21 protein-coding genes and 1 tRNA gene are annotated in these 22,832 nt (G+C 40.2%); 10 read left to right on the forward strand and 12 right to left on the reverse strand.

The window, feature by feature from the left end; translation table 11 throughout:
• Positions 1 to 88: 88 nt before the first annotated feature.
• The 9 genes from Q8S11_RS10655 to atpD form a co-directional block, all read right to left on the reverse strand.
• Positions 89 to 1,597: a 2-isopropylmalate synthase gene (locus Q8S11_RS10655; RefSeq protein ID WP_305662078.1), complete on the reverse strand. Its 1,509-nt coding sequence runs from the start codon at positions 1,595 to 1,597 to the stop codon at positions 89 to 91.
• Between the two features lie 74 nt (positions 1,598 to 1,671).
• A complete protein-coding gene (locus tag Q8S11_RS10660) occupies positions 1,672 to 2,685 on the reverse strand; it encodes an aconitase family protein (protein ID WP_305662079.1) in 1,014 nt (337 codons plus the stop codon).
• Positions 2,686 to 2,798: 113 nt separating this feature from the next.
• On the reverse strand, positions 2,799 to 3,854 hold the full coding sequence (gene ilvC / locus Q8S11_RS10665; protein WP_305662080.1) for a ketol-acid reductoisomerase: 1,056 nt from the start codon (positions 3,852 to 3,854) through the stop codon (positions 2,799 to 2,801).
• A 67-nt stretch (positions 3,855 to 3,921) separates the two neighbouring features.
• Entirely contained in the window at positions 3,922 to 4,572 is a 651-nt protein-coding gene (gene ilvN, locus Q8S11_RS10670) for an acetolactate synthase small subunit (protein ID WP_305662081.1), read from the reverse strand.
• Between the two features lie 43 nt (positions 4,573 to 4,615).
• Entirely contained in the window at positions 4,616 to 6,352 is a 1,737-nt protein-coding gene (ilvB, locus tag Q8S11_RS10675) for a biosynthetic-type acetolactate synthase large subunit (RefSeq protein ID WP_305662082.1), read from the reverse strand.
• A gap of 60 nt (positions 6,353 to 6,412) precedes the next feature.
• Positions 6,413 to 8,092 carry a dihydroxy-acid dehydratase gene (gene ilvD, locus Q8S11_RS10680; RefSeq protein ID WP_305662083.1) on the reverse strand — a complete coding sequence of 560 codons (1,680 nt, stop codon included), beginning with the start codon at positions 8,090 to 8,092 and terminating at the stop codon, positions 6,413 to 6,415.
• A 111-nt stretch (positions 8,093 to 8,203) separates the two neighbouring features.
• A complete protein-coding gene (locus Q8S11_RS10685) occupies positions 8,204 to 8,341 on the reverse strand; it encodes a hypothetical protein (protein ID WP_305662084.1) in 138 nt (45 codons plus the stop codon).
• Positions 8,342 to 8,650: 309 nt separating this feature from the next.
• Entirely contained in the window at positions 8,651 to 8,899 is a 249-nt protein-coding gene (gene atpC, locus Q8S11_RS10690) for an ATP synthase F1 subunit epsilon (protein WP_305364024.1), read from the reverse strand.
• 65 nt (positions 8,900 to 8,964) lie between these two features.
• Entirely contained in the window at positions 8,965 to 10,470 is a 1,506-nt protein-coding gene (atpD, locus tag Q8S11_RS10695) for a F0F1 ATP synthase subunit beta (protein ID WP_305662085.1), read from the reverse strand.
• Positions 10,471 to 10,914: 444 nt separating this feature from the next.
• Here atpD and Q8S11_RS10700 point away from each other — a divergent pair, with 444 nt between their 5' ends.
• The 8 genes from Q8S11_RS10700 to pgk all read left to right on the forward strand — a co-directional run bounded on the left by Q8S11_RS10700 (position 10,915) and on the right by pgk (position 17,086).
• The gene (locus Q8S11_RS10700; protein ID WP_305662086.1) at positions 10,915 to 11,832 is read left to right on the forward strand and encodes an SDR family oxidoreductase; all 918 of its coding nucleotides are present in this window, start codon (positions 10,915 to 10,917) and stop codon (positions 11,830 to 11,832) included.
• 106 nt (positions 11,833 to 11,938) lie between these two features.
• Positions 11,939 to 12,400 carry a redoxin domain-containing protein gene (locus Q8S11_RS10705; protein WP_305662087.1) on the forward strand — a complete coding sequence of 154 codons (462 nt, stop codon included), beginning with the start codon at positions 11,939 to 11,941 and terminating at the stop codon, positions 12,398 to 12,400.
• Positions 12,401 to 12,515: 115 nt separating this feature from the next.
• Positions 12,516 to 12,589, forward strand: a tRNA-Arg gene (locus Q8S11_RS10710).
• A gap of 117 nt (positions 12,590 to 12,706) precedes the next feature.
• Complete coding sequence (locus Q8S11_RS10715) at positions 12,707 to 13,279, forward strand: adenylate kinase (RefSeq protein ID WP_305662088.1); 573 nt, start codon at positions 12,707 to 12,709, stop codon at positions 13,277 to 13,279.
• 79 nt (positions 13,280 to 13,358) lie between these two features.
• Positions 13,359 to 14,360 carry a GTPase ObgE gene (gene obgE / locus Q8S11_RS10720; RefSeq protein WP_305662089.1) on the forward strand — a complete coding sequence of 334 codons (1,002 nt, stop codon included), beginning with the start codon at positions 13,359 to 13,361 and terminating at the stop codon, positions 14,358 to 14,360.
• 52 nt (positions 14,361 to 14,412) lie between these two features.
• Complete coding sequence (gene gap, locus Q8S11_RS10725; RefSeq protein ID WP_305662090.1) at positions 14,413 to 15,405, forward strand: type I glyceraldehyde-3-phosphate dehydrogenase; 993 nt, start codon at positions 14,413 to 14,415, stop codon at positions 15,403 to 15,405.
• Between the two features lie 16 nt (positions 15,406 to 15,421).
• Positions 15,422 to 15,853, forward strand: coding sequence for a GNAT family N-acetyltransferase (locus Q8S11_RS10730; RefSeq protein ID WP_305662091.1), 432 nt, complete (start codon positions 15,422 to 15,424; stop codon positions 15,851 to 15,853).
• A gap of 30 nt (positions 15,854 to 15,883) precedes the next feature.
• Positions 15,884 to 17,086: a phosphoglycerate kinase gene (pgk, locus tag Q8S11_RS10735; RefSeq protein ID WP_305662092.1), complete on the forward strand. Its 1,203-nt coding sequence runs from the start codon at positions 15,884 to 15,886 to the stop codon at positions 17,084 to 17,086.
• Positions 17,087 to 17,152: 66 nt separating this feature from the next.
• On the opposite strand, the gene Q8S11_RS10740 is transcribed toward pgk, so the two are convergent.
• Complete coding sequence (locus Q8S11_RS10740) at positions 17,153 to 17,626, reverse strand: nuclear transport factor 2 family protein (RefSeq protein WP_305662093.1); 474 nt, start codon at positions 17,624 to 17,626, stop codon at positions 17,153 to 17,155.
• A 254-nt stretch (positions 17,627 to 17,880) separates the two neighbouring features.
• Between Q8S11_RS10740 and Q8S11_RS10745 the strand changes: the two genes are divergently transcribed.
• Both Q8S11_RS10745 and Q8S11_RS10750 read left to right on the forward strand, forming a co-directional pair.
• Entirely contained in the window at positions 17,881 to 18,693 is an 813-nt protein-coding gene (locus tag Q8S11_RS10745; protein WP_305662094.1) for an alpha/beta fold hydrolase, read from the forward strand.
• Between the two features lie 180 nt (positions 18,694 to 18,873).
• Positions 18,874 to 21,426 (forward strand): phosphoenolpyruvate carboxylase, encoded by a 2,553-nt coding sequence (locus tag Q8S11_RS10750; RefSeq protein ID WP_305662095.1) that lies wholly within the window; start codon positions 18,874 to 18,876, stop codon positions 21,424 to 21,426.
• Here the strand turns inward: Q8S11_RS10750 and Q8S11_RS10755 are convergent, their stop codons facing one another.
• The gene (locus Q8S11_RS10755) at positions 21,427 to 21,996 is read right to left on the reverse strand and encodes a DUF4256 domain-containing protein (protein ID WP_305662096.1); all 570 of its coding nucleotides are present in this window, start codon (positions 21,994 to 21,996) and stop codon (positions 21,427 to 21,429) included.
• Positions 21,997 to 22,142: 146 nt separating this feature from the next.
• On the reverse strand, positions 22,143 to 22,826 hold the full coding sequence (locus Q8S11_RS10760; protein ID WP_305662097.1) for a hypothetical protein: 684 nt from the start codon (positions 22,824 to 22,826) through the stop codon (positions 22,143 to 22,145).
• Positions 22,827 to 22,832: the final 6 nt, after the last annotated feature.

The raw sequence follows: 22,832 nt of genomic DNA on the forward strand, positions 1-22,832 counted from the left end.
TCAGTACTTAGTACCCAGTATTTAGTATTTAGATATTAACCGATTTAAAACTTATCACTTACAACGTAAAACATACAACTCAAATCTCCTAAACAAACTTATTCAGTGCATCCAGATAAGCATTCGCAGAAGCACGGACAATATCAGTGCTGAATCCGTAGCCTTTATAGGATTTGCCTTCATTTATAACAAGCATATCCACTTTGCTCACATCATCGCTTCCACTATGTATCGCATGTATATTAAACTCTTTGATGTTGAAGCTTCTTCCGATGATTTTTTCAATTGCTTTGATCGTCGCATCAACCGGTCCGTTTCCTGCCGCTGTTGCATCATGAACCATGCCTTTGTAAAACAATTTAATCATTGCCTCCGGACTTTCCTGATCGCCACATTTCACCTGCAAACTCTTGATTGAAAGGCCATCTTTGTAATTTGATTCAGCCCTGTCTCCCATTAGAAGGAGAATATCGTCATCCCTTATTTCTTTTTTGCCATCAGCCATGGTCAGGAATTTATTATAAACCTGATCAAGGTCGATCCGGTCTATAGTATATCCCAGGCGCTCAAGATGATGGTTCAGGGCATGTCTTCCACTACGTGCAGTAAGGATGATTTCTGACTGATCAATACCTACATCTTCCGGATTGATGATTTCATAAGTTTCACGATGTTTTAACACGCCGTCCTGATGAATACCCGAGCTATGTGCAAATGCATTCTTTCCAACAATAGCCTTATTAGGCTGAACTGGCATACGCATCATTCGGCTAACCATTCCGCTAAGCTCGTATAAGTGCCTGCTATTTACCTGATGAGTAAAATTGAGAGTTTTGTGAGTCTTTAGAATCATTACAATTTCTTCCAATGCCGTATTTCCTGCACGCTCTCCGATTCCATTGATTGTGCACTCTACCTGCCGCGCTCCATTTTGAATACCTGCAATACTGTTTGCAGTGGCCAATCCCAGATCATTGTGGCAATGGACTGAAATGATTGCCTGATCAATGTTTTTAACATTCTCTTTCAGGAAACGTATTTTTTCACCATACTGCTCAGGCAGGCAATATCCATTAGTATCGGGTATATTTACTACTGTAGCGCCAGCCGAAATAACAGCTTCGACCATTTGGGCCAGAAATACGTTATCAGCTCTACCAGCATCTTCTGCATAGAATTCAATATCTTCTACAAAGCTTTTGGCATACTTCACAGCATCAATGGCACGTTCAAGAACTGCCTCCCTTGTACTGTTGAATTTATATTTAATATGGTTATCTGATGAACCAATTCCTGTATGAATCCTTGGGCGCTTAGCAAATTTCAAAGCTTCAGCAGCAGAGTCTATATCCCCTTTATTTGCACGGGTCAGCGCGCAAATTACCGGCTCACGAACAGCCTTCGAGAGTTCGACTACACTTTGAAAATCACCAGGGCTTGAGATAGGGAAGCCGGCTTCTATGATATCTACCCCAAGTTTTTCGAGGGCCTTGCCTATTTCGATCTTTTCAACAGTAGATAACTGACATCCGGGTACCTGTTCTCCATCCCTTAAGGTGGTGTCAAAAATATAGATGCGGTTTGGGTCGTGTAACATATTTTTTTTCTTTAACAGAGCAATTTTGCTCCATTTTTGCCTGAATTCAGCGGCTCTGATCTTAAATATGGGGATTATGCCCCATCGTAAACTTTATATATCGTTTTGCTTTCGAAATTTTCAATACTATCCAGATGGTTTAACAGATAATCAGTATCGTTATAACCTGCAATTATTGCTGCACCATCGTGGGTGATCATTTCTGATCTTTGATTTGCCGGTTTAGACTGGATTAGTCTGGAAAGACCAATACCATAATTCCCCGGAACAATATCTTCGGCATCGAACTCAAGAACCTCGTCAAAAACACAAGCTTCATCAGAATACAAACTTTGCCACAATGAAATGATCTCTTCTGCAGCTTCACCATCCGGCATCAATCCACGACTGCTCAGGTATTCAAAAGTAATTTTATCCGGAGCTATAAGCCCGCCAATTGCACCAATTTCCCTGCTCATATTACAGATAGCCATCCGGCCTTCTATATCCAGATTAAGGATAGTGTCTCCTGAATATTCAATAAAATACCCATTTGCCTCTGCTGCAGATATTTCTGATAACAGGAAATGATTTATATTCTTTGGTCCAAGTCCTTTAGCCAATTTTCCATTCACTTCTACCTTCATCCGCTTTGGCTTGTTTATCAGCAAGCATTGTGTTGCTAATACTTGTTCTACCAATAATTCACTAATACTGATAGATAATACCCCAAAAGCACCCAAATCACCTGTATGATTCTGATCAAACACCATGGTCTGTCCCGGAAATGCATACAAAGTGTTGGCCTGATCAACAAGATGTTGTTCAAAGTTTTCCAATCCGAAATCGCCGCAATTCCTGTTGAAGAGGTCAAGCTGAAAACGCGACAGGTCTGAAGCGGGCAGATGCTGGCTATAAGCCGGATCTTTCTGAACCAGTGTTTGTGCGGGTCTCAAAACTGCGATATTGCGTCTTCGTAAACCTTCAAAAGCCCTGGCACTCGTCACCTTATTAATGAGATGAGCATCAATGTATAAGGTGTCCGGAAAGCCTGCATTTCTGCTGACAACATGTTTATTCCAGATCTTATCAAACAGGGTTTGTGCCATTTAGTTGTAGGTTATAAGTTGTAAGTTTTAAGTTTATGCCCAACGGCTTTTAACCTAAAACTTACAACCTAGTACTTATAACTTATTACTTAATACTTATAACTTAATACTTATTATTTCTCAGGTTGATTCTCAGGGCGTAAACTTCTTACTGCCTGTCCTGCCTGCCAGATCTCACTGTCATGAAGTGTTTTAAGTTCTGCTTCAAGTTTTACACGGTAATCCGGTTGGCTGTTCAATTTAATTGTACGTTCAGCTTCTTTTCCCGATGCTACACTCTCATATAATTCATCAAATACAGGCTGGGTAGCATCACGGAAACGTCCTTTCCAGTCTAATGCACCGCGTTGTGCTGTGGTTGAGCAATTCGCATACATCCAGTCCATACCATTTTCTGCTACCAGTGGCATCAGACTTTGAGTAAGTTCTTCAACTGTTTCGTTGAATGCTTCAGAAGGAGAGTGTCCATTTCTGCGAAGGGTATTGTATTGTGCTTCGAAGATACCTGCGATTGCACCCATCAGTGTTCCACGCTCACCAGTTAAGTCAGAGTAAACTTCTTTACGGAAATCAGTTTCGAACAAATATCCTGATCCAACACCAATTCCTAATGCAATTGCACGTGTTCTGCCTTTTCCTGTTGCATCCTGATGGATCGCGAAAGATGAATTCAAACCTTTTCCTGCTAAAAACATGCGGCGTAATGATGTACCTGATCCTTTTGGAGCAACCAGAATCACATCTACATCAGCAGGAGGGATAATACCTGTTTGCTCTTTGTAAGTGATACCAAATCCATGAGAAAAATAAAGCGCTTTCCCGGGAGTAAGGTATTTTTTGATGGTTGGCCAAAGTGCGATTTGTCCGGCATCTGATAACAGATATTGAATAATTGTACCTTTTTCAGCAGCTTCTTCAATTTCAAACAGAGTTTCACCCGGAACCCATCCGTCAGCAATAGCTTTATCCCAGGTTTTTGAATCTTTTCTCTGTCCGATAATCACTCTGATGCCATTGTCGCGCAGGTTTAATGCTTGTCCGGGACCCTGAACACCATAACCGATAATTGCTACAGTTTCATCCTTCAGAACTTCACGAGCTTTGTCTAGGGGGAATTCTTCGCGGGTTACTACCTCTTCTGTAACTCCACCGAAATTGATCTTTGCCATATTGTTTTTGATTTTACTTTTTGTTTTTTATTTAATGATTTTGATTAATAATGGTCTCTTTATTGACTTACATAGTGAATATCCGCTGCCCTTTATTCAGGTATTCATTTTCAACTACCTCCTCGCCAGGTTCTGCTTTTTCAAATTCGCGGAGCTTGCGGTTAAAGCCATCACTGTTTTTGATAATGGCTACGCGTGCACTTCGTACAAACTCAATGAGTCCGAATGGTTGCAGAATTTTGATCAAAGCATCAGTTTCTTCGCGGTGGCCTGTAGTTTCAAATACCGTATAATCCTTGCGTATCACAACTGCTCTGGCGCCATTTTCACGGAGTAAACGCTCCACACTTGCTTTTTCTGCAATAATATCTGTAGGTACCTTATATAGAGCCATTTCCTGCCAGATAATATCCTCGTTTGTATTGAAATACACTTTCAGAACCTCAACCTGCTTTTCAATTTGCCTTGAAAGTTTTCTAACGACATCCTCGGTTTCATGAACTACAATATTAAAGCGGTGAATACTCTCAATCTCAGATGGCGAGGTATTCAGGCTATGAATATTTATTTTGCGACGTGTGAAGATAATCGCAATCCGGTTAAGGAGGCCAATCTGGTTCTCAGTATAAACAGTAATGGTGAATTCCTGTTTAGCCTCACCCCGGCCCTCTCCTGAGGAGAGGGAGGCTGGTGCGCTATTAATTTTATTTGAATCCATATGATTTTCTTTAGCCTCCCCTTTGGGGAGGTTGTGGGGCTTATTATTTCAATCTGATCTCACTCACACTGCATCCTTGCGGCACCATCGGGAATACATTATTCTCCTTGGTAACCATCACTTCAAGCAGGAAAGAACCTTTGTGTTCAAGCATTTCTTTTAATGAAGAGGAAATCTCCCCACGCTCTGAAATACTCTTTCCTTTAATTCTGTAGGCAGCAGCAAGTGCCACAAAATCAGGGCTTTCTATGTCGACGAAGGAATAACGATGCTGATTAAAAAGTTCCTGCCATTGTCTTACCATTCCCAGGAATTTATTATTCAGAATCAGGATCTTCACATCGATATCACTTTGCATAATGGTGCCTAATTCCTGAAGGGTCATCTGAAAGCCCCCATCACCGATTACAGCAACAACTGTTCGCTCCGGTGCACCAAATTTGGCACCAATGGCAGCCGGTAAGGCAAATCCCATAGTTCCAAGTCCGCCGCTGGTTACATTACTTCTTGTTTTGTTCAGTTTGGCGTATCGGCAGGCTACCATCTGGTGTTGACCTACATCGGTAACGATGATCGCCTCGCCATGAGTTAATTCATTTAATTGACTGATCACTTCACCCATGGTCAGTTCACCTGAAGCCGGATGCAGTTCATCATTGATTACAGCTTCGATCTCTTTCTGCTCGAAATCCCTGAATTTCTGAAGCCATTCAGGATAGGTTTTCTGCTGAATTCGTTTGGTTAATGCAGGTAAGGTCTCTTTGCAATCGCCCCAAACAGGAACCGTAGTTTGAACGTTTTTGTCAATTTCTGAAGGGTCGATATCCAGATGGATGATTTTCGCCTGTTTAGCATACTTGTCGAGCCGGCCGGTTACACGGTCATCGAATCTCATTCCAATGGCGATCATTACATCGCATTCATTGGTAAGAACGTTAGGTCCGTAATTTCCATGCATCCCCAACATTCCCACATTCAGGGGATGATCTGTTGGGATAGCTCCGGCTCCCAGAATGGTCCATGCTGATGGAATTCCGCTCTTTTCAACGAAAGCTTTGAATTCCAATTCAGCCTCACCCAGAATTACTCCCTGCCCCCACAATACAAAAGGCTTTTTAGCCTGATTGATCAGGGCTGCGGCCTTATCTATATATTCATTGCGGACAAGCGGCTTTGGACGGTAACTCCGGATATGATTGCAGGGGGTATAACCGCTGTAATCAAATTTCTGTATCTGGGCATTTTTTGTGATATCGATTAACACCGGACCGGGTCTTCCACTTCTCGCGATGTAGAAAGCCTTGCTGAGCACTTCCGGAATTTCTGTAGCATCAGTGATCTGATAATTCCATTTTGTGACAGGAGTTGTGATATTGATCACATCTGTCTCCTGAAATGCATCAGTGCCCAGAAGATGTGCGAACACCTGTCCGGTAATACAAACAAGAGGAGTGCTGTCGATCATCGCATCAGCTAATCCGGTGACCAGGTTGGTAGCACCGGGGCCGCTGGTTGCAAATACCACACCTACCTTACCCGAAGTTCTGGCAAAACCTTGTCCGGCGTGAATCCCGCCCTGCTCATGCCTTACCAGAATATGGTTTAATTTTTCCTTGTAGTCGTACAATGCATCATAGATCGGCATAATTGCCCCGCCAGGGTATCCGAAGATAACTTCGGTGCCTTCGGCGATCAATGCTTCGAGAAGGGCTACAGAACCCGAAATGTCAATCGTTTCAACTCCTGTAGGGTTACTCAATGCTTGCTGCTCAATTTCCATAATTATTTATTTATATGTTTGTATCATTGATAAGATGAATTGATTCATCTTATCAATTCATTATTCTTCGTCAGTAACGCAGCCTTCGCTGGCGTTCTTTACCTGTTTAAAATATTTAAATAACACTCCATTCTTAACAGGAGGTGCCGGCTGCTGCCAGAGTTTTCTTCTGTGTTCCATTTCTTCGGCTGTGATCATCACATCGATGGAGTTTTTGTTTGCGTCGATCTGAATGATATCATCATCCTTCACCAGACCAATATTTCCGCCTTCAAAAGCTTCCGGGGTAATATGTCCAACCACAAAACCATGAGTTCCTCCTGAGAAACGGCCATCTGTGATAAGCGCAACTGAAGCACCCAGGCCGGCTCCAAAGATGGCTGATGTTGGCTTAAGCATTTCCGGCATGCCTGGGGCACCTTTAGGTCCGACATTCCTGATTACGACCACATCCCCTGCTTTTACTTTACCGCTACTGATGCCATGGATCAATTCAAATTCTCCGTCAAATACACGCGCCGGACCAGTGAATGACTCGCCTTCTTTTCCGCTGATTTTTGCTACAGAGCCCTGAGGTGCAAGGTTGCCGTAAAGCATTTGTAAATGCCCTGTTTTCTTAATCGGATTTTCGTAAGGATAGATCACATCCTGATTTTCAAAATTAAGATCTGCGGCTTCGGCTACATTTTCTGCCAGAGTTTTTCCTGTAACAGTCATGCAATCACCATGGAGTAATCCTTTTTGTAACAGATATTTTAAAACTGATGGTAATCCGCCAATTGCATGAACGTCTTCCATCATGTATTTTCCGCTAGGTTTTAAATCGGCAATAACTGAAGTCTCATCACTAATCTTCTGGAAATATTCAAGATCAAGTTTGATTCCAACCGATTTAGCCATTGCAATCAAATGCAGAACTGCATTGGTTGAACCACCCAAAACCATTACCGTTACTATGGCATTATGAAATGCCTTTTCTGTCATGATATCCCTTGGTTTGATATCTTTTTCCAGCAATATCCTGATGTATTTACCTGCATCAAGGCATTCCTGTTTCTTTTCTTCACTTAATGCAAGGTAGGTTGAGCTGTAAGGCAAACTCATTCCCATCGCCTCAATTGCAGAAGCCATCGTATTTGCAGTATACATACCTCCACAGGCACCTGCACCCGGACATGCGTGTTCTATAACTCCCTGAAAATCCTCTTCTGCAAGGTTCCCTGCCATTTTCTGACCTAATGCCTCAAATGCAGAAACAATATTCAGCGATTGTCCTTTATAATTTCCGGAATGGATACTTCCACCATAAACCATGATTGCCGGTCTGTTCAAGCGGCCCATCGCCATGATAGCTCCCGGCATATTCTTATCACATCCCGGTAATGCAATAAGTCCGTCGTAATAATGTCCGCCGCAGACAGTTTCAATAGAGTCGGCGATCAAATCTCTCGAAACAAGAGAGTAGCGCATTCCTTCTGTACCATTTGTTATACCATCACTGATACCAATGGTATGAAACATCAAACCCACAAGATTATTATTCCAGACACCTTTCTTGACTACTGCGGCAAGTTCGTTCAGGTGCATATTGCAGGTATTGCCATCATAGCCCATACTTACAATGCCTACCTGTGCCTTGGCCAGATCTTCTCTGGTCAATCCAATTCCGTACAACATGGCTTGGGAGGCTGGTTGTGTTGGATCCTGCGTGATTGTTTTGCTGTATTTATTAAGTTCCATTGTTCAGATTCTTGTATCTTAATTTTTATTTTTTTTGACTATATTTTTTCTAAAAAAAAAGCCTTTCTGTTAAAGGAAGGCGCTGGTCTTTTTATTTGATTTTAAAAGATTTTACACCTTAACAGCAGGGACGAGCAGAATATAATTCAGAATATAAATGAGGGAAAGGATACCCGGAATAGTCAGTTTATTAAAATTAAGATTCAAAGCACCATTCATTATACAAACGTTTATAATTTCCTGTTTCATTTAAATCTCAATTTAAGGTCTTAGGATTTAAGTATCAATAGACAATGCATTTTTTTTAAATTAGAATAAAATATTATTATTGTTAATATATCAATATTAAATTCCGATTTATTTAAAAATAGCTTTAATAAATTTTGTGTAAATATACCAAAACGGTTTTGGGTTTTCGGTTCATGAAAATTTTATTCAGATCAAACTGTCTGATTTCTGCCTGAAATCCGGCAAGAGCCGAAAAAAAATCAAAATTGTGTGTATAAAAAAAGCCCCTCGATCTGTTGATCAGAGGGGCCTTCTTTTTTAATTTGACGCTCAGGAATTCTGTGTTCCTTCGGCAAGTACCATGATATTATTATCCAGTACTTCAATGACACCGCCTTTGATAAAAATAGTTTCTTCATCCTTATCAGTACGGATGATCACTTTGCCATCTTCCAGAGTTGAAATTACAGGTGCGTGATCTTTAAGTACTTCGAAAGAACCCATGGTACCTGGTACGGTCACAGACCTTACTTCGCCTTCAAAGACTTTTTTATCAGGGGTTAATATTTCTAATTTCATAGGTTGAGTATTGAGTATTGAGTATTGAGTATTGAGTATCTCAATACTAATATCTCTGTACTAATTTAAGCGTTTGCTTCAGCTAATAATTTTTTGCCTTTTTCGATTGCATCTTCAATAGTACCTACCAGGTTGAACGCAGCTTCAGGATACTCATCCACTTCTCCGTCCATAATCATATTGAAACCTTTGATGGTATCTTTGATGTCAACCAATACACCTTTTAATCCGGTGAATTGTTCAGCTACGAAGAAAGGTTGAGATAAGAAACGCTGCACACGGCGGGCACGACCTACTACCAGTTTATCTTCTTCAGATAATTCGTCCATACCAAGAATGGCAATAATATCCTGTAATTCTTTATAACGTTGTAAGATTTCTTTCACACGTTGTGCAGTACCATAATGCTCATCACCAAGTGTAGCAGCGTTCAGGATACGTGAAGTTGAATCCAATGGATCTACTGCCGGATAAATTCCAAGCTCGGCGATCTTACGTGATAATACGGTTGTTGCATCAAGGTGAGCAAATGTTGTTGCCGGTGCAGGGTCAGTCAAGTCATCCGCAGGAACGTAAACCGCCTGTACAGATGTAATTGAACCACGCTTAGTGGATGTAATCCTCTCCTGCATCAATCCCATCTCAGTTGCCAGTGTTGGCTGATAACCTACCGCAGATGGCATACGTCCAAGAAGTGCTGAAACCTCAGAACCAGCCTGGGTGAAGCGGAAGATATTATCTACGAAGAAAAGAATATCTTTTCCCTGTCCTTCTCCTTCACCATCACGGAAATATTCTGCTACTGTAAGACCGGATAAAGCTACACGTGCACGTGCACCAGGAGGCTCATTCATCTGTCCGAATACCAGCGTTGCTTTAGAATCCTTTAATGCTTCTTTATCAACAGATTTAAGATCCCAGCCGCCTTCTTCCATAGAATGTTTGAAGGCTTCACCATAGTTAATTACACCCGACTCAATGAACTCACGTAAAAGGTCATTTCCTTCACGGGTACGCTCACCAACTCCGGCAAAAACTGATAAACCTGCATATGCTTTCGCAATATTATTTACCAGTTCCATGATCAGTACTGTTTTACCAACACCCGCACCACCAAACAAACCAATCTTACCTCCTTTAGCATAAGGCTCAAGCAGGTCGATCACTTTGATACCTGTGAAAAGCACTTCAGTTTCAGTACTTAACTCATCAAATTTTGGCGGGGTATTGTGAATTGGATATCCGTCCGAATTATCAATTGTATCAATACCATCAATAGCTTCACCAACAACGTTGAATAAACGACCTTTGATTTTGTCACCAATTGGCATTTTAATAGCCGATCCGGTATCAATTACTTTCATCCCACGAACAAGTCCGTCTGTTGAGTCCATCGCAATAGCTCGAACACGATCTTCTCCAAGATGTTGCTGAACTTCAAGAATGATCTTTTGTCCGTTATCTTTTACAATTTCAAGTGCATCGTAAATCTTTGGCAATTGGGCATTCTCAGTGAAGCTGACGTCTACTACAGGTCCGATAATCTGTGCAATTTTTCCGGCGTTTGGCATATTTTTTGTAAATCTTTATTAAATCAACAATTTTAGCCCGTTTAAGGGGCATTTTTTGGTCTGCAAAAATACTCTTTATCCCCGTAAATCAAATACTTAATTGAAGTTTTTTTATTTTATTTAGTATTGAGTATTTAGTATGGAGTATTGAGAATCAAGAATCAAGAATCAAGAGCCAGGAACCAGGACAGGAACGAGGCTAAAGCTAACCGTCATCCCGATCCTGGAGGGATCTCAAACTTATTAAAACGAACCCTAAATTAATTATTATCTGTTTAGGACTTAAATTCAAAAGATCCCTTCTGCGTCGGGATGACATTCAAAATGGCGGAAATTCTCCACCCGATAGCATTGTCAACTGTCAATTCTCCACTCTCAACTTTTAATTCTCCACTGCTTTACATTTTATTCCTTTCTTAAAGAAAATACTGTTTTATTTGGACAATGAAAAGAATTCTTGTAACAGGCAGTAATGGACTCTTGGGTCAGAAATTGACTGACCTTTGTGTTTCTGATCCTGAAGTTGAACTAATTGCAAGTTCAAAGGGTCCTAACCGGCATCCGGTTAAGAATGGATACATCTATGAGGATATGGATATACTGGATCCTAAACAAATTCAGAGGGTCGTAGAAAAATATCATCCTGATACCATTATTAATACCGCAGCAATGACCAATGTGGATGCCTGTGAAAGTGATAAGGAAAATTGCTATGCTTTGAATGTGGAAACAGTAAAAAGTTTGATCGGAATTTGTGAGCAACATAAGATTCAATTAATACATCTTTCTACCGATTTTATCTTCGATGGTGAAAACGGTCCGTATACTGAAGAAGATCATCCCAATCCACTGAGTTATTATGGGCAAACGAAACTCGAAGCAGAGCAGCTTTTGCAGAAATCAACCTGCAGATGGGTTATTTTGCGAACCATCATTGTTTATGGTATCGTAAATGACATGAGCCGGAGCAATATTATTCTTTGGGCAAAAGGAGCACTCGAAAAGGGCAGCCCTATAAATGTGGTAGATGATCAATGGCGAATGCCAACTCTCGCAGAGGATCTGGCAGAATGCTGCCTGCTTGCTGCTAAGAAAAATGCTGAGGGCATTTTTAATGCCTCAGGAAAGGACATGCTGAGTATATTGGAAATGGTTAAAATGGTGGCAGACTACTGGAAGCTGGATCAATCCCTGATCAATCCAATTTCTGCCGACAGTTTAAATCAGACTGCCAATCGCCCTAAAAAAACGGGCTTTATTTTGGATAAGGCTAAAAGGGTGCTGGGCTACAATCCCCGATCTTTTGAAGAGGGAATTGCCTTCGTGGATACCCAGATAAAAGCGATTTCTAAGTCTAAATAGAGAAGGGCGTATGCAGTATGTCCCGTAATTGTCATGAAATTTTACAGAATATCCTGATACTATATATAATATTATCTTTAAACAAAATTTAATTAAACCAAAAAATATGGCACTATCTATAGGTCAAGAAGCACCTGATTTCAAATTGTACAGTTCAGAACTTAAGGAAATTTCACTAAGTGATTTTAAAGGCAAAAAGGTTGTAATCCATTTCTTTCCAATGGCATTTACAGGGGTATGTACCACTCAACTATGTACGATGCGCGACACTTTCGGCTATTATGACGGACTAGGGGCAGAGGTTTTGGCAATATCTGTTGATTCTCCCTTTACTCTGGCAAAATTTAAAGAATTAAATAATTATCAGTTTCCGCTATTGTCGGATTTTAATAAAGAGGTTTCAAAAGCATATGGTGCCTACTATGATGAATTTGTATTCAATCTGAAGGGAGTGGCAAAAAGAGCTGCTTTTGTCCTGGATGAGGATCATCAGATCGTTTTTGCACAGGTGCTCGAATCTGCAGGTGATCTGCCTGATTTTGATGCGATTCGTGCTGCATTGAGCTAAATAGCTTAAAGGTCCGGAATAAATTTCAGACCTGTTTTTTTAACTGATTGGCTTTTTTTCAAAAAAACTATGTTTGTTTGAAAAGAAAGCATATTTTTGCAGTCCGTTAAAAAAGGCACCTGTAGCTTAATTGGATAGAGCACCTGACTACGGATCAGGAGGTTAGGGGTTCGACTCCCTTCAGGTGCACAACGCACATCATTGAAAGCCTTTTCGACTTATTTACGAAAAGGCTTTTAAAATTTCATTAGGTATTTCTGTTTCAAATGAATTAATTTGGCTCACAGAAATTAATTTAACATTCAAATGCTGAACTTAGTATTGTTTGGCCCTCCGGGAGCTGGTAAAGGAACACAATCCGAAAAACTAATTGAAAAGTATCAATTAGTTCATTTGTCTACAGGTGACATTCTGAGATCCGAAATTTCCAATGGTACGGAATTAGGTCTGGAGGCTAAGAAGCTGATGGATCAGGGAGTTTTAGTTCCGGATGAAGTTGTTATCGGAATGATCAGCAATAAGCTGGACTCTAATAAAGATGCAGGAGGTTTTATTTTTGACGGATTTCCCCGTACTGTAGCACAAGCAGAAGCTCTTGACAAGTTATTATCGACAAAGTCATCTGCAATTTCAGGAATGGTAGCACTTGTTGTCGAACCTGAAGAACTTGAAAAGCGTTTACTGCTAAGAGGAAAAGATTCAGGCCGCCCGGATGATGCAAACCCGGAAGTTATCCGCAAGCGGATTGTAGAGTATAACTCCAAAACTGCACCTGTAGCAAATTACTATAAAGAACAGAATAAACTGACCAGTATTAACGGGGTTGGTACTATTGATCAGATCTTTGATTCGATTTGTTCGGTGGTTGATACTTATTAATCGCTGTTATTCCAGTTAATACATCTTTCTGAGATCAATAAATTTTCTGCCCGGATTTTGTTCTCTGTAAATTAAAATTATGTCTCAGAGCTCAAATTTTGTTGATTACGTAAAAATATGCTGTCGTTCAGGACATGGAGGAGCAGGTTCATCCCATTTACACCGTGATATCCTTACCTCTAAAGGAGGCCCTGATGGTGGAGACGGCGGGCGCGGCGGGCATATCATACTTAAAGGAAGCAGTCAGCTCTGGACATTACTGCACCTTAAATACAGAAAACATATTATCGCTGAAAATGGTTTCCCGGGTTCCAGCGGACAGAAATCAGGCCGTACAGGTAAGGATGAGATTCTGGAAGTTCCATTGGGAACAATTGCAAGGGATGCCGAAACGGGTGAAATTCTGTTTGAAATCACTAAAGATGGAGAAACAAAGATTTTAACCCCAGGTGGCCGGGGCGGATTGGGAAACTGGCATTTTAAAACTTCCACGAAACAAACCCCACGTTTTTCTCAACCCGGTGAACCGGGCAAAGAAGAATGGATGGTACTCGAGTTGAAAATCCTTGCTGATGTAGGTTTGGTAGGTTTTCCAAACGCCGGTAAATCAACCTTGCTTTCTGTTGTTTCTGCTGCAAAACCTGAAATTGCAGACTATGCTTTCACAACCCTTGTTCCAAATTTGGGTATCGTTTCTTACCGCGATAATCGCTCTTTTATCATGGCTGATATCCCTGGTATCATTGAGGGTGCTTCTAAGGGAAAAGGACTTGGTATTCGTTTCCTCAGACATATTGAACGGAACTCTGTACTGTTATTTTTAGTCCCGGCAGATACCGCAAGAACCATAAAACAAGAATATGAAATCCTGCTCAATGAACTGGAAGATTATAATCCTGAACTGATGCATAAACCCCGTATCCTGGCCATAAGTAAATCGGATCTACTTGATGAGGAACTCATGAACGAAATGAAAATGGATTTACCTGCTATTCCTTATGTTTTTATATCTTCAGTTGCTCAAAAAGGGCTGCTAGAGCTGAAAGATATGCTTTGGAAGGTGATCAATTCAGGAATATAATCAGGCTCTTTTTCATTCATTTGAATAACTTTGGACATTATCGTTTGTACATATGAATATTGCAATTAACGGATTTGGCCGAATCGGAAGGATTACCCTGAGAGCCCTGCTACAAAGGTCAGGACTCGAAATTATTGCGATTAATGACCTTTCTGATACAAAGACCCTTGCTCATCTGTTTAAATATGATTCTGTACACCGGGGGTTTGATGGGGAAGTATCTGCTGATATGGATCATTTGCTAATAAATGACCAAAAAATTCAGGTTTTCGCTGAAAAAGACCCGTCGAAGCTTCCATGGAAGGATCTGGATATAGATCTTGTAATTGAATCTACCGGGAAATTTACAGATAGAGCAGGTGCAGGTTTGCATTTGCAGGCAGGAGCCAGGCAGGTTATTATTTCTGCTCCTTCGGCAGACAGGGAAATTGCTACGGTTGTATTGGGTGTGAACGATCATTTGGTTAATCTCCAGGCGTCAATTCTTTCCAATGCCTCTTGTACAACCAATAATGTTGCGCCTATGATTAAAGTTCTGGATGACCATTGGGGTATTGTGGAAGGTTATATTACCACCGTACATTCTATGACCGGAGACCAGAACCTCCATGATGCCCCTCATAAAGATCTGAGAAGGGCAAGGGCAGCTTCAGCATCCATTATTCCAACCACGACAGGTGCGGCAAAAGCGATCACTACGATATTTCCTCATCTCGAAGGTAAATTGGGTGGTGCTGGGATTCGTGTTCCGGTCTTGAATGGCTCTCTGACAGATTTTACCTGTACCCTTAAACAGAAGGTGAGCACTAAGGAGATAAATGAGGCTTTTTTAACAGCCTCTCAAGGATATTTAAAAGGAATTCTGGAATATACTTCAGATCCCATAGTATCGGTTGATATAGTGGATAATCCACATTCCTGTATTTTTGATTCTGAACTGAGCTCGGTAGTAGGTGAATTGGTCAAAGTTGTTGGCTGGTATGATAATGAGTCGGGTTATTCAAACCGCCTGGCTGATCTGGTAATAAAAATTGCAGCACTTTGAAGTTGATCAACCTTATATGATCAGATTTATCAGTACAGAAGGTACTCTGGACATACGAAGCTCCGTTTTGAGAGAGGGAATGGTTCCTGAACTTTGCCGTTTTGATGGAGACGATGACGAAGATACCTTTCATCTGGGCTATTATAAGGATGATGAATTGATTTGTATAGGAAGTTTTCATAAGCAAGCTAAAGAGGCCTATGAGGGTGTGGGATATCAACTGAGGGGTATGGCCACACTTTTTGATTATCATAGAAAAGGAATCGGAAATCAATTGCTTAATTTTGCAATTGTTTACCTTAAGGGGAAAAAAGTGAATTACATCTGGTGTAATGCCAGAATAAATGCCTGCAGATTTTATCTGGGCATAGGATTTGAGATCATTTCTGATGAATTCGAAATAGAGGGTGTTGGACCCCACAGGCTAATGTACCTCAAGATCCAGTAATAGAAAAGCATAAGACTAATACCTAATCATATGAATACTGTAGATTTTTTAAATTTTTCCGGTAAGAAAGCACTCATCCGCGTCGACTTTAACGTCCCGCTTGATGATAAATTCAATATAACCGATGATAATCGTATGGTAGGGGCTGTTCCTACAATCGAAAAGATATTAAACGATGGCGGTTCGGTCATATTGATGTCGCATCTTGGCAGACCTAAGGACGGGCCTTCTGAGAAATATTCTCTTAGGCATTTGGTCAGGCATCTTGCCATTTTATTGAACAGGGACATTCAGTTTGCTGATGATTGCATAGGTGAGAGTGCTGTTTCGAAGGCGAAAGAGTTGAAAGCAGGAGAGGTCTTATTGCTTGAAAACCTTCGTTTTTATAAAGAAGAAGAAAAAGGTGATGAAGCCTTTGCAAAAAAGCTGTCTGCACTAGCTGATGTATATGTAAATGATGCTTTTGGTACAGCACATCGTGCGCATGCTTCTACGGCAGTCATTGCTAAATTCTTTCCGGCAGCTAAGTATTTCGGTTACCTGATGGCCGGAGAATTGGCTAATGCAGAGAAAATATTGAATCATGCTGAAAGGCCGTTTACTGCAATTATGGGCGGTGCAAAAGTATCTGATAAGATTCTTTTGATTGAACAACTACTGGAAAAAGTTGATAATCTACTCATTGGGGGTGGAATGGCATATACTTTTGCAAAGGCTCAGGGTGGAGAGATAGGTAATTCATTGGTTGAAGATGATAAATTAGACCTTGCTGCTGAATTACTGAATAAGGCGAAAGCTAAAAATGTCAATTTGCTTCTTCCGCTTGATTCGGTGGTGGCAGATGCTTTTGCTGCAGATGCCAATACTGCAATTGCTCAAAATAATGCAATTCCGGAAGGCTGGATGGGACTTGATATAGGTCCTGAGTCGGTTAAAAGTTTCAGTGAAGTTGTAAAGAGTTCCAAAACTATCTTATGGAATGGCCCGATGGGGGTTTTTGAGATGGAGAAGTTTGAAACCGGAACCAAATCAGTTGCCGAGGCGGTAGTAGAGGCTACAAAAAAAGGCGCATTTTCATTGATAGGTGGAGGTGACTCTGCCGCTGCGGTTACAAAATTTGGTTTTGAGGATGAAGTCAGCTATGTATCTACTGGTGGAGGCGCTTTACTGGAATACATGGAAGGCAAGGAATTGCCGGGGGTGAAGGCGATATCCGGGTCAAGCCCGGAATGACAAAGGGTCAGACCAGTAATGACAAATAAATCAGCCACTTAGCTATTATTATTTGCAAAACCCCTGTCATTCCGGCCCTGAGCCGGAACGAGAACAGTCTGGCTCAATAGTATAGGCAGCAGTCGCTATTTTCCAGCCTTCATCCGTTTTAAGCATTGTAAACAGATCTACTCCGCAATGCGAGAATTTACCGCTGATGTCCAGAGTATATGGTACCCAGGCCATCGCAATCCGATAATGGATTTTTACTTCTGAAGAAAGCATTCTTTCCTGTATAATTCTTGCCGGATTTATCAGTGTTTTCATGAAATCACTAAATGGGCGCATGGAATATTTTGCTGCATTTTCTTTTTCTGAGATCGCCCAGACTTGTCCATTCGACAGTAAAATAGATTTAAACAAAACTGTATCCTGCTTTTCGAGCGCATCAAAAAACTGTTGTATTTTAAACAAAATTTCTTTTTTTCCAATGTTTTGCTGCTCCTGGGCAAAAGAATTAATGTTGGTTAAGAGCAGGATCAAAAGGAATATTATTTTCATGATTGATTTTTAAATTTTCAGCAAGTCAAATCCGACCATTATTTTAATCCGGAATCCCCATTTTGAAACAAAATTTATAAGCACAACATAAAACCACTATTATGGCCATATTATATTATACAGGTGATTTAGGCAAAGTTAGTGTTCATTTTAGGTTTGTGATTAAAATAATAATAATGGATTAAAAAAGCAATGGCTCAATTTTTGATCCATTAATGTCAAGTTATGATACTAACCTGTTTAAAGAAAAATTTATGGAAAAATTAGCTAAAGGATATAATTTAATTTCCAGAATAAATAACTTCAATTTATCCTATGATGATCTTGGAGAAGGAAGTGTTCCACTTATTTTCTTACATGGTTTTCCCTTCAGTAAACAAATGTGGAAGGAACAGCTTGAATTTTTAAAGTCTTCACATCGTGTGATTGCCTGTGACCTCAGAGGGTTCGGAAATTCCATAGACGAGGAATCAGTTCTTAGCATTGATTTGTTTGGAGATGATTTAATTCAGTTTATGGATTATTTAAATATTGATAAAGCAATTGTTTGCGGATTATCAATGGGTGGTTATATTGCATTAAATGCCTATAAAAGATACTCTGATCGTTTTGAGGCCTTGATTTTATGTGATACACAATGTATTGCAGACACTCCGGAAGGAAAGGCAAAGCGCTATAAACTGATCGATGAAATAGCTTTGAAAGGAACTGAAGACTTCTCTAAAGGATTTGTAAATAATGTTTTCTTTAAAGATTCATTAACTGAGAAAAAGGAAATTGTTGAAGAATTGCGAAATGTTATTTCCTCCAATTCTATGCATATAATCTCGATGGGCTTAAGAGCATTAGCTGAGCGTTCAGAATCATGTACTATACTGAGTCAGGTGAATATTCCAACATTGATTATTTGCGGCAGGGAGGATCAGGTTACCCCGCTTGCACAATCAGAATTTATGAATAAGAATATAGAGGGGTCAATACTTCGCATTATTAATCATGCCGGCCATGTCTCCAATCTTGAACAAGCTCATGAGTTCAACAAACATCTTCATGAATTTTTAAAATAAATGTTGCATGAATTCAGAATAGTGTGTGAAGAATCCGCATTCATCAGATATTGAATACCCCACCCTTTTACTCATAGATAGCAGATTTTTGCTGCCGTATTTTTGATTTCCCTCCATTTTGATGTAATTTCAGCCCTGATTCAGTTTTTACGCTGTACACTAAATTTAGAATGAACAAATATGAGTAATACCCTGGCAGAATTTAAGAATCTTGTTGGAACCAAGTTTGAGATGTATAACAGTTTGTTTACTTCTCTTCCCTTTCATAAGGTTGAAAAAACAGGGATTTTACTTTCTTTATTTTTGCTGCATTGTGAAGAGGGTTTTCGCAATAATCAAAGTCCGGCTGAAATTATTGATTCCTTTTTTCGGCAGTATACTAACTATGTCAGCAGTAAAGAGCAAATAGATCTTTTATTCAGGTTTATACAATATTCTGAAAGACAAGTTGTGTTATTTGATGCATTGGAAGATGCCGCATTTGGTTCAACCCACGATATGGATGGATCAGGAACCCTGAAGCAGCTCCAAACCGAAGTCATTCAAACCAACTCTCAGCAGCAGCTGGCAGAAAAGCTGAAAGACTTTTCTGTTCGATTGGTACTTACTGCCCATCCCAATCAGTTTTATCCGAGTGCAGTTTTGGGCATTATTCATGATCTTGGAAAAGCACTACAAAAGGATGATACGGTTTTAGTGAATACCTATCTGCAGCAATTGGGAAAAACGCCATTCTTTAAAAAGGAAAAACCAAGTCCCTATGATGAAGCAGTTAATCTGATCTGGTTTTTGGAGAATGTTTTTTATCATTCGGCAGGACATATTCTGTCCTTTTTGAATAGCGAATTTCCAGACGCGGTGACAGAAGAAAATCAATTGATCAGGATGGGATTCTGGCCGGGTGGTGATCGGGATGGAAACCCATTTGTAAAAGCCGACACTACCTTAAAAGTCGCTGAAGCACTGAGGCAAAGTATCATTAAATGTTATTACATGGAGGTGCGTTTGCTTAAAGGCCGATTGACATTCCAGGGTGTTGATACTTTATTGGCCTCACTGGAAGACCGGCTCTACAAAAACCTGTTTATTCCCGGATATAAAGCCTACCTGTCAAAGGATGAAATAAAAGCTACTTTGATAGAAATCAGGGATATACTTATAGCAAAGCACAATAGCTTATTCCTTAGCAAAGTGAATAATTTACTCGATAAGGTTAACTTATTCGGTTTGTTCTTTGCTTCGCTGGATGTGAGACAGGATAGCTCAGTTCACAGAGATTTGGTAGCTATAATTGCCGAAAAAACTAAGGTCCTGCCCAAAAATTATAAAAATCTTTCTGAAGAGTCAAAGATTCAGCTTTTGCAAGCTATTGACTCTTTGGTGGTTGATACGGATCTCGATAAAGAAACCTTTGATACTTTACTTTCTATCAGAACCATTCAACGCTTCAACGGACCGGAAGGTTGTCACCGCTATATTATTAGCCATACAACCAGTGCACTTGATGTTATGGAAGTGTATGCTTTATGTTTGATGGCCGGATGGAAAAAAGCGGAATTAAATATTGATTTTGTTCCATTATTTGAAACCATTGGTGACCTCAGGAGTGCGGCTAAAGTGATGTCTATCTTATACCAGAATGATAGCTATCTGAATCATTTGAAGCGCAGAAATAATGCTCAGACAATCATGCTTGGATTCTCAGACGGAACAAAGGATGGTGGATATTTGATGGCTAACTGGAGCATCTATAAAGCCAAAGAAGAACTAACCCGGATTTCAAAAGAACATGGAATAGAAGTGGTGTTTTTTGACGGAAGGGGAGGCCCGCCGGCAAGGGGCGGAGGTAAAACTCATCAGTTTTATGCTTCTATGGGTAAAAATATTGCCAATAAGGAGATACAATTGACCATTCAGGGTCAAACAATCAGTTCTAATTTTGGCACCAGAGCTTCGGCAAGATTCAATATGGAGCAATTAATGCATTCAGGAATCAGTAATGCCCTGTTTTCATTGAGAAGTTCCACAATGAGCAGCTCTGAAGAAGAATTGATTCAGGAATTAGCTGAAGAAAGTTATCAGGCATTTAGCCTTCTGAAAAACAATCCTGATTTCCTTGAATACCTGAATTTTGCAAGTCCGCTGCGCTATTATGCAGAAGCCAACATAGGAAGCAGACCGTCCAAGCGTAAAGCAGGCAAGTTAAATCTGAATGATCTAAGAGCTGTGCCTTATGTAGGGGCATGGAGCCAGTTAAAGCAAAATATACCGGGGTATTTTGGGGTAGGAATTGCTTTTGAGAAACTTGATTCGGAGGGTAAGTGGGGAGATATTATGAATCTATACAAGCAATCACTGTATTTCAGAACGCTTATGGGTAATTGTGAAATGGCAATGAGTAAATGCTTTTTCCCTCTCACTTCCTATTTGTCTAAACATCCGAAATACGGGGTTCTGTGGAATTTGTTTTATGAGGAGTTTGAACGTACTAAAAAGTACATCTTCCTGTTGACGGGTAAATCCGAGTTAATGGCCGACAGGGAAACTGACCAGCTTTCAATCAGAATGAGGCAGCGCATTGAATTGCCGCTAATTACCATTCAGCAATATGCTTTAACCATGATCAGGGAAAAGGGTAATAAAGCTTCAGATTCGCCCGAGGTAAAAGTATTTGAGAAACTGGTGATGCGCTGTTCTTTCGGGATTATTAATGCAGAAAGGAATTCTGCCTGATTAAATCTTTAGAGAACCACGGAATCCCCTTGCACCATAATAAGATTCAGCTCCGTTATGATAAAAGAACACAGTGCCGTATCGAAAATCCCCGAAGAGGGCACCGCCCAATTCCCTTATCTTTGCTGGTGTTTTTATCCAGCTTGATGTTTTTGTGTCAAACCTTCCAAGTTTCTGTAGCTCACGGTATTCCTCTTCCGATAAAATCAGAATGCCCATATCCTTGGCCATGCCAATCGCGCTATTTTTGGGTTTATGTTCTTTCCTTGATTCCAGCGCATCTTCGTCATAACAGATACTCCGGCGGTCTTTCGGACTTTCAGCTGAGCAATCAAAAAAAATATATTCTCTTGTCTTTTGATCCTGCCCAATAACATCCGGTTCACCGCCCGTTCTTTCCATTTCATTGAGCGACCATAATTTGGGGGCATTATTATTTGAATTTAGTTTTGCATGAACATCAGCCCATTCGATGCCTTTGTGCCGGTTCATGTTTTTTTCAAACCGGGATTTTAATACTAAGATCAGTTCATTGGTTTCTTCCTGCGATAAGTAACTGTTATTTCTCATTAAAATATGCTTTATTTACTTATAATTCCCTGTAATAACTATCAGGTCTTTTCAGTAAGAACCTCATCAGACCTGATTTAAAACACGGATAATCCTTCTCTTGGGTATTTTACAATACTATTTTATCCTATTGACAATATAATTAATTATGTTTTACTCCCAAAATTTAACAACTGTCTGATTGCTGCCAGGTGAGAAAACAAAACTATAGGTACCACACAGCATGGTAACCAGATAAAAGGAAAATATAAAACTGCAATATTTGGCTGTTCAAAGGCAAATTGTTGAAAGGGGAATGGGGCAGACAGAATTGCATTTGTTACAATATTTACCAGAAGCCCAAGGCAGACCAGATTCCAGATTAATATAACTTTCCGGTTTATTTGCTTTCTTTTAAATGCGAGGTAGAAAATAAGAGGAGCTGTGATTCCTGACATAATATCGAAATTTCTTCCTTCAAAGGTCATCAGTTCAGGAATTGTTTTATAAGTGAACAGGAAGAAGAGAACAATTTCTACCGGGATCCGAATGGTATGTAATATTGTGAGGGTCTTTAGGTCTAAACTATCAATAAATTTTCTGCCTTTTGGAGTTGTAAAAAGCCCGGTGATGCAAAGAAATGGGGGTAAAATTAATAGTAGAAATCTCGGCGGCATAGCAGTTGTCACAGTATAAAAACCTGTACTTGCAATGAAGGCCTGAGCTGCCAGCCAGATCAGAATAATCAACAGGAATAGTTTTGAATTGCTGGCAGCTTTATAAAATAGCCAGGTAGTAAGAATTGTTGTCAGTCCAAAAAGTATGCTGATATAGGCCGGTAAATTATCCATGGTTTA

It is taken from the genome of Daejeonella sp. (assembly GCF_030695525.1).
GTDB lineage: Bacteria > Bacteroidota > Bacteroidia > Sphingobacteriales > Sphingobacteriaceae > Daejeonella.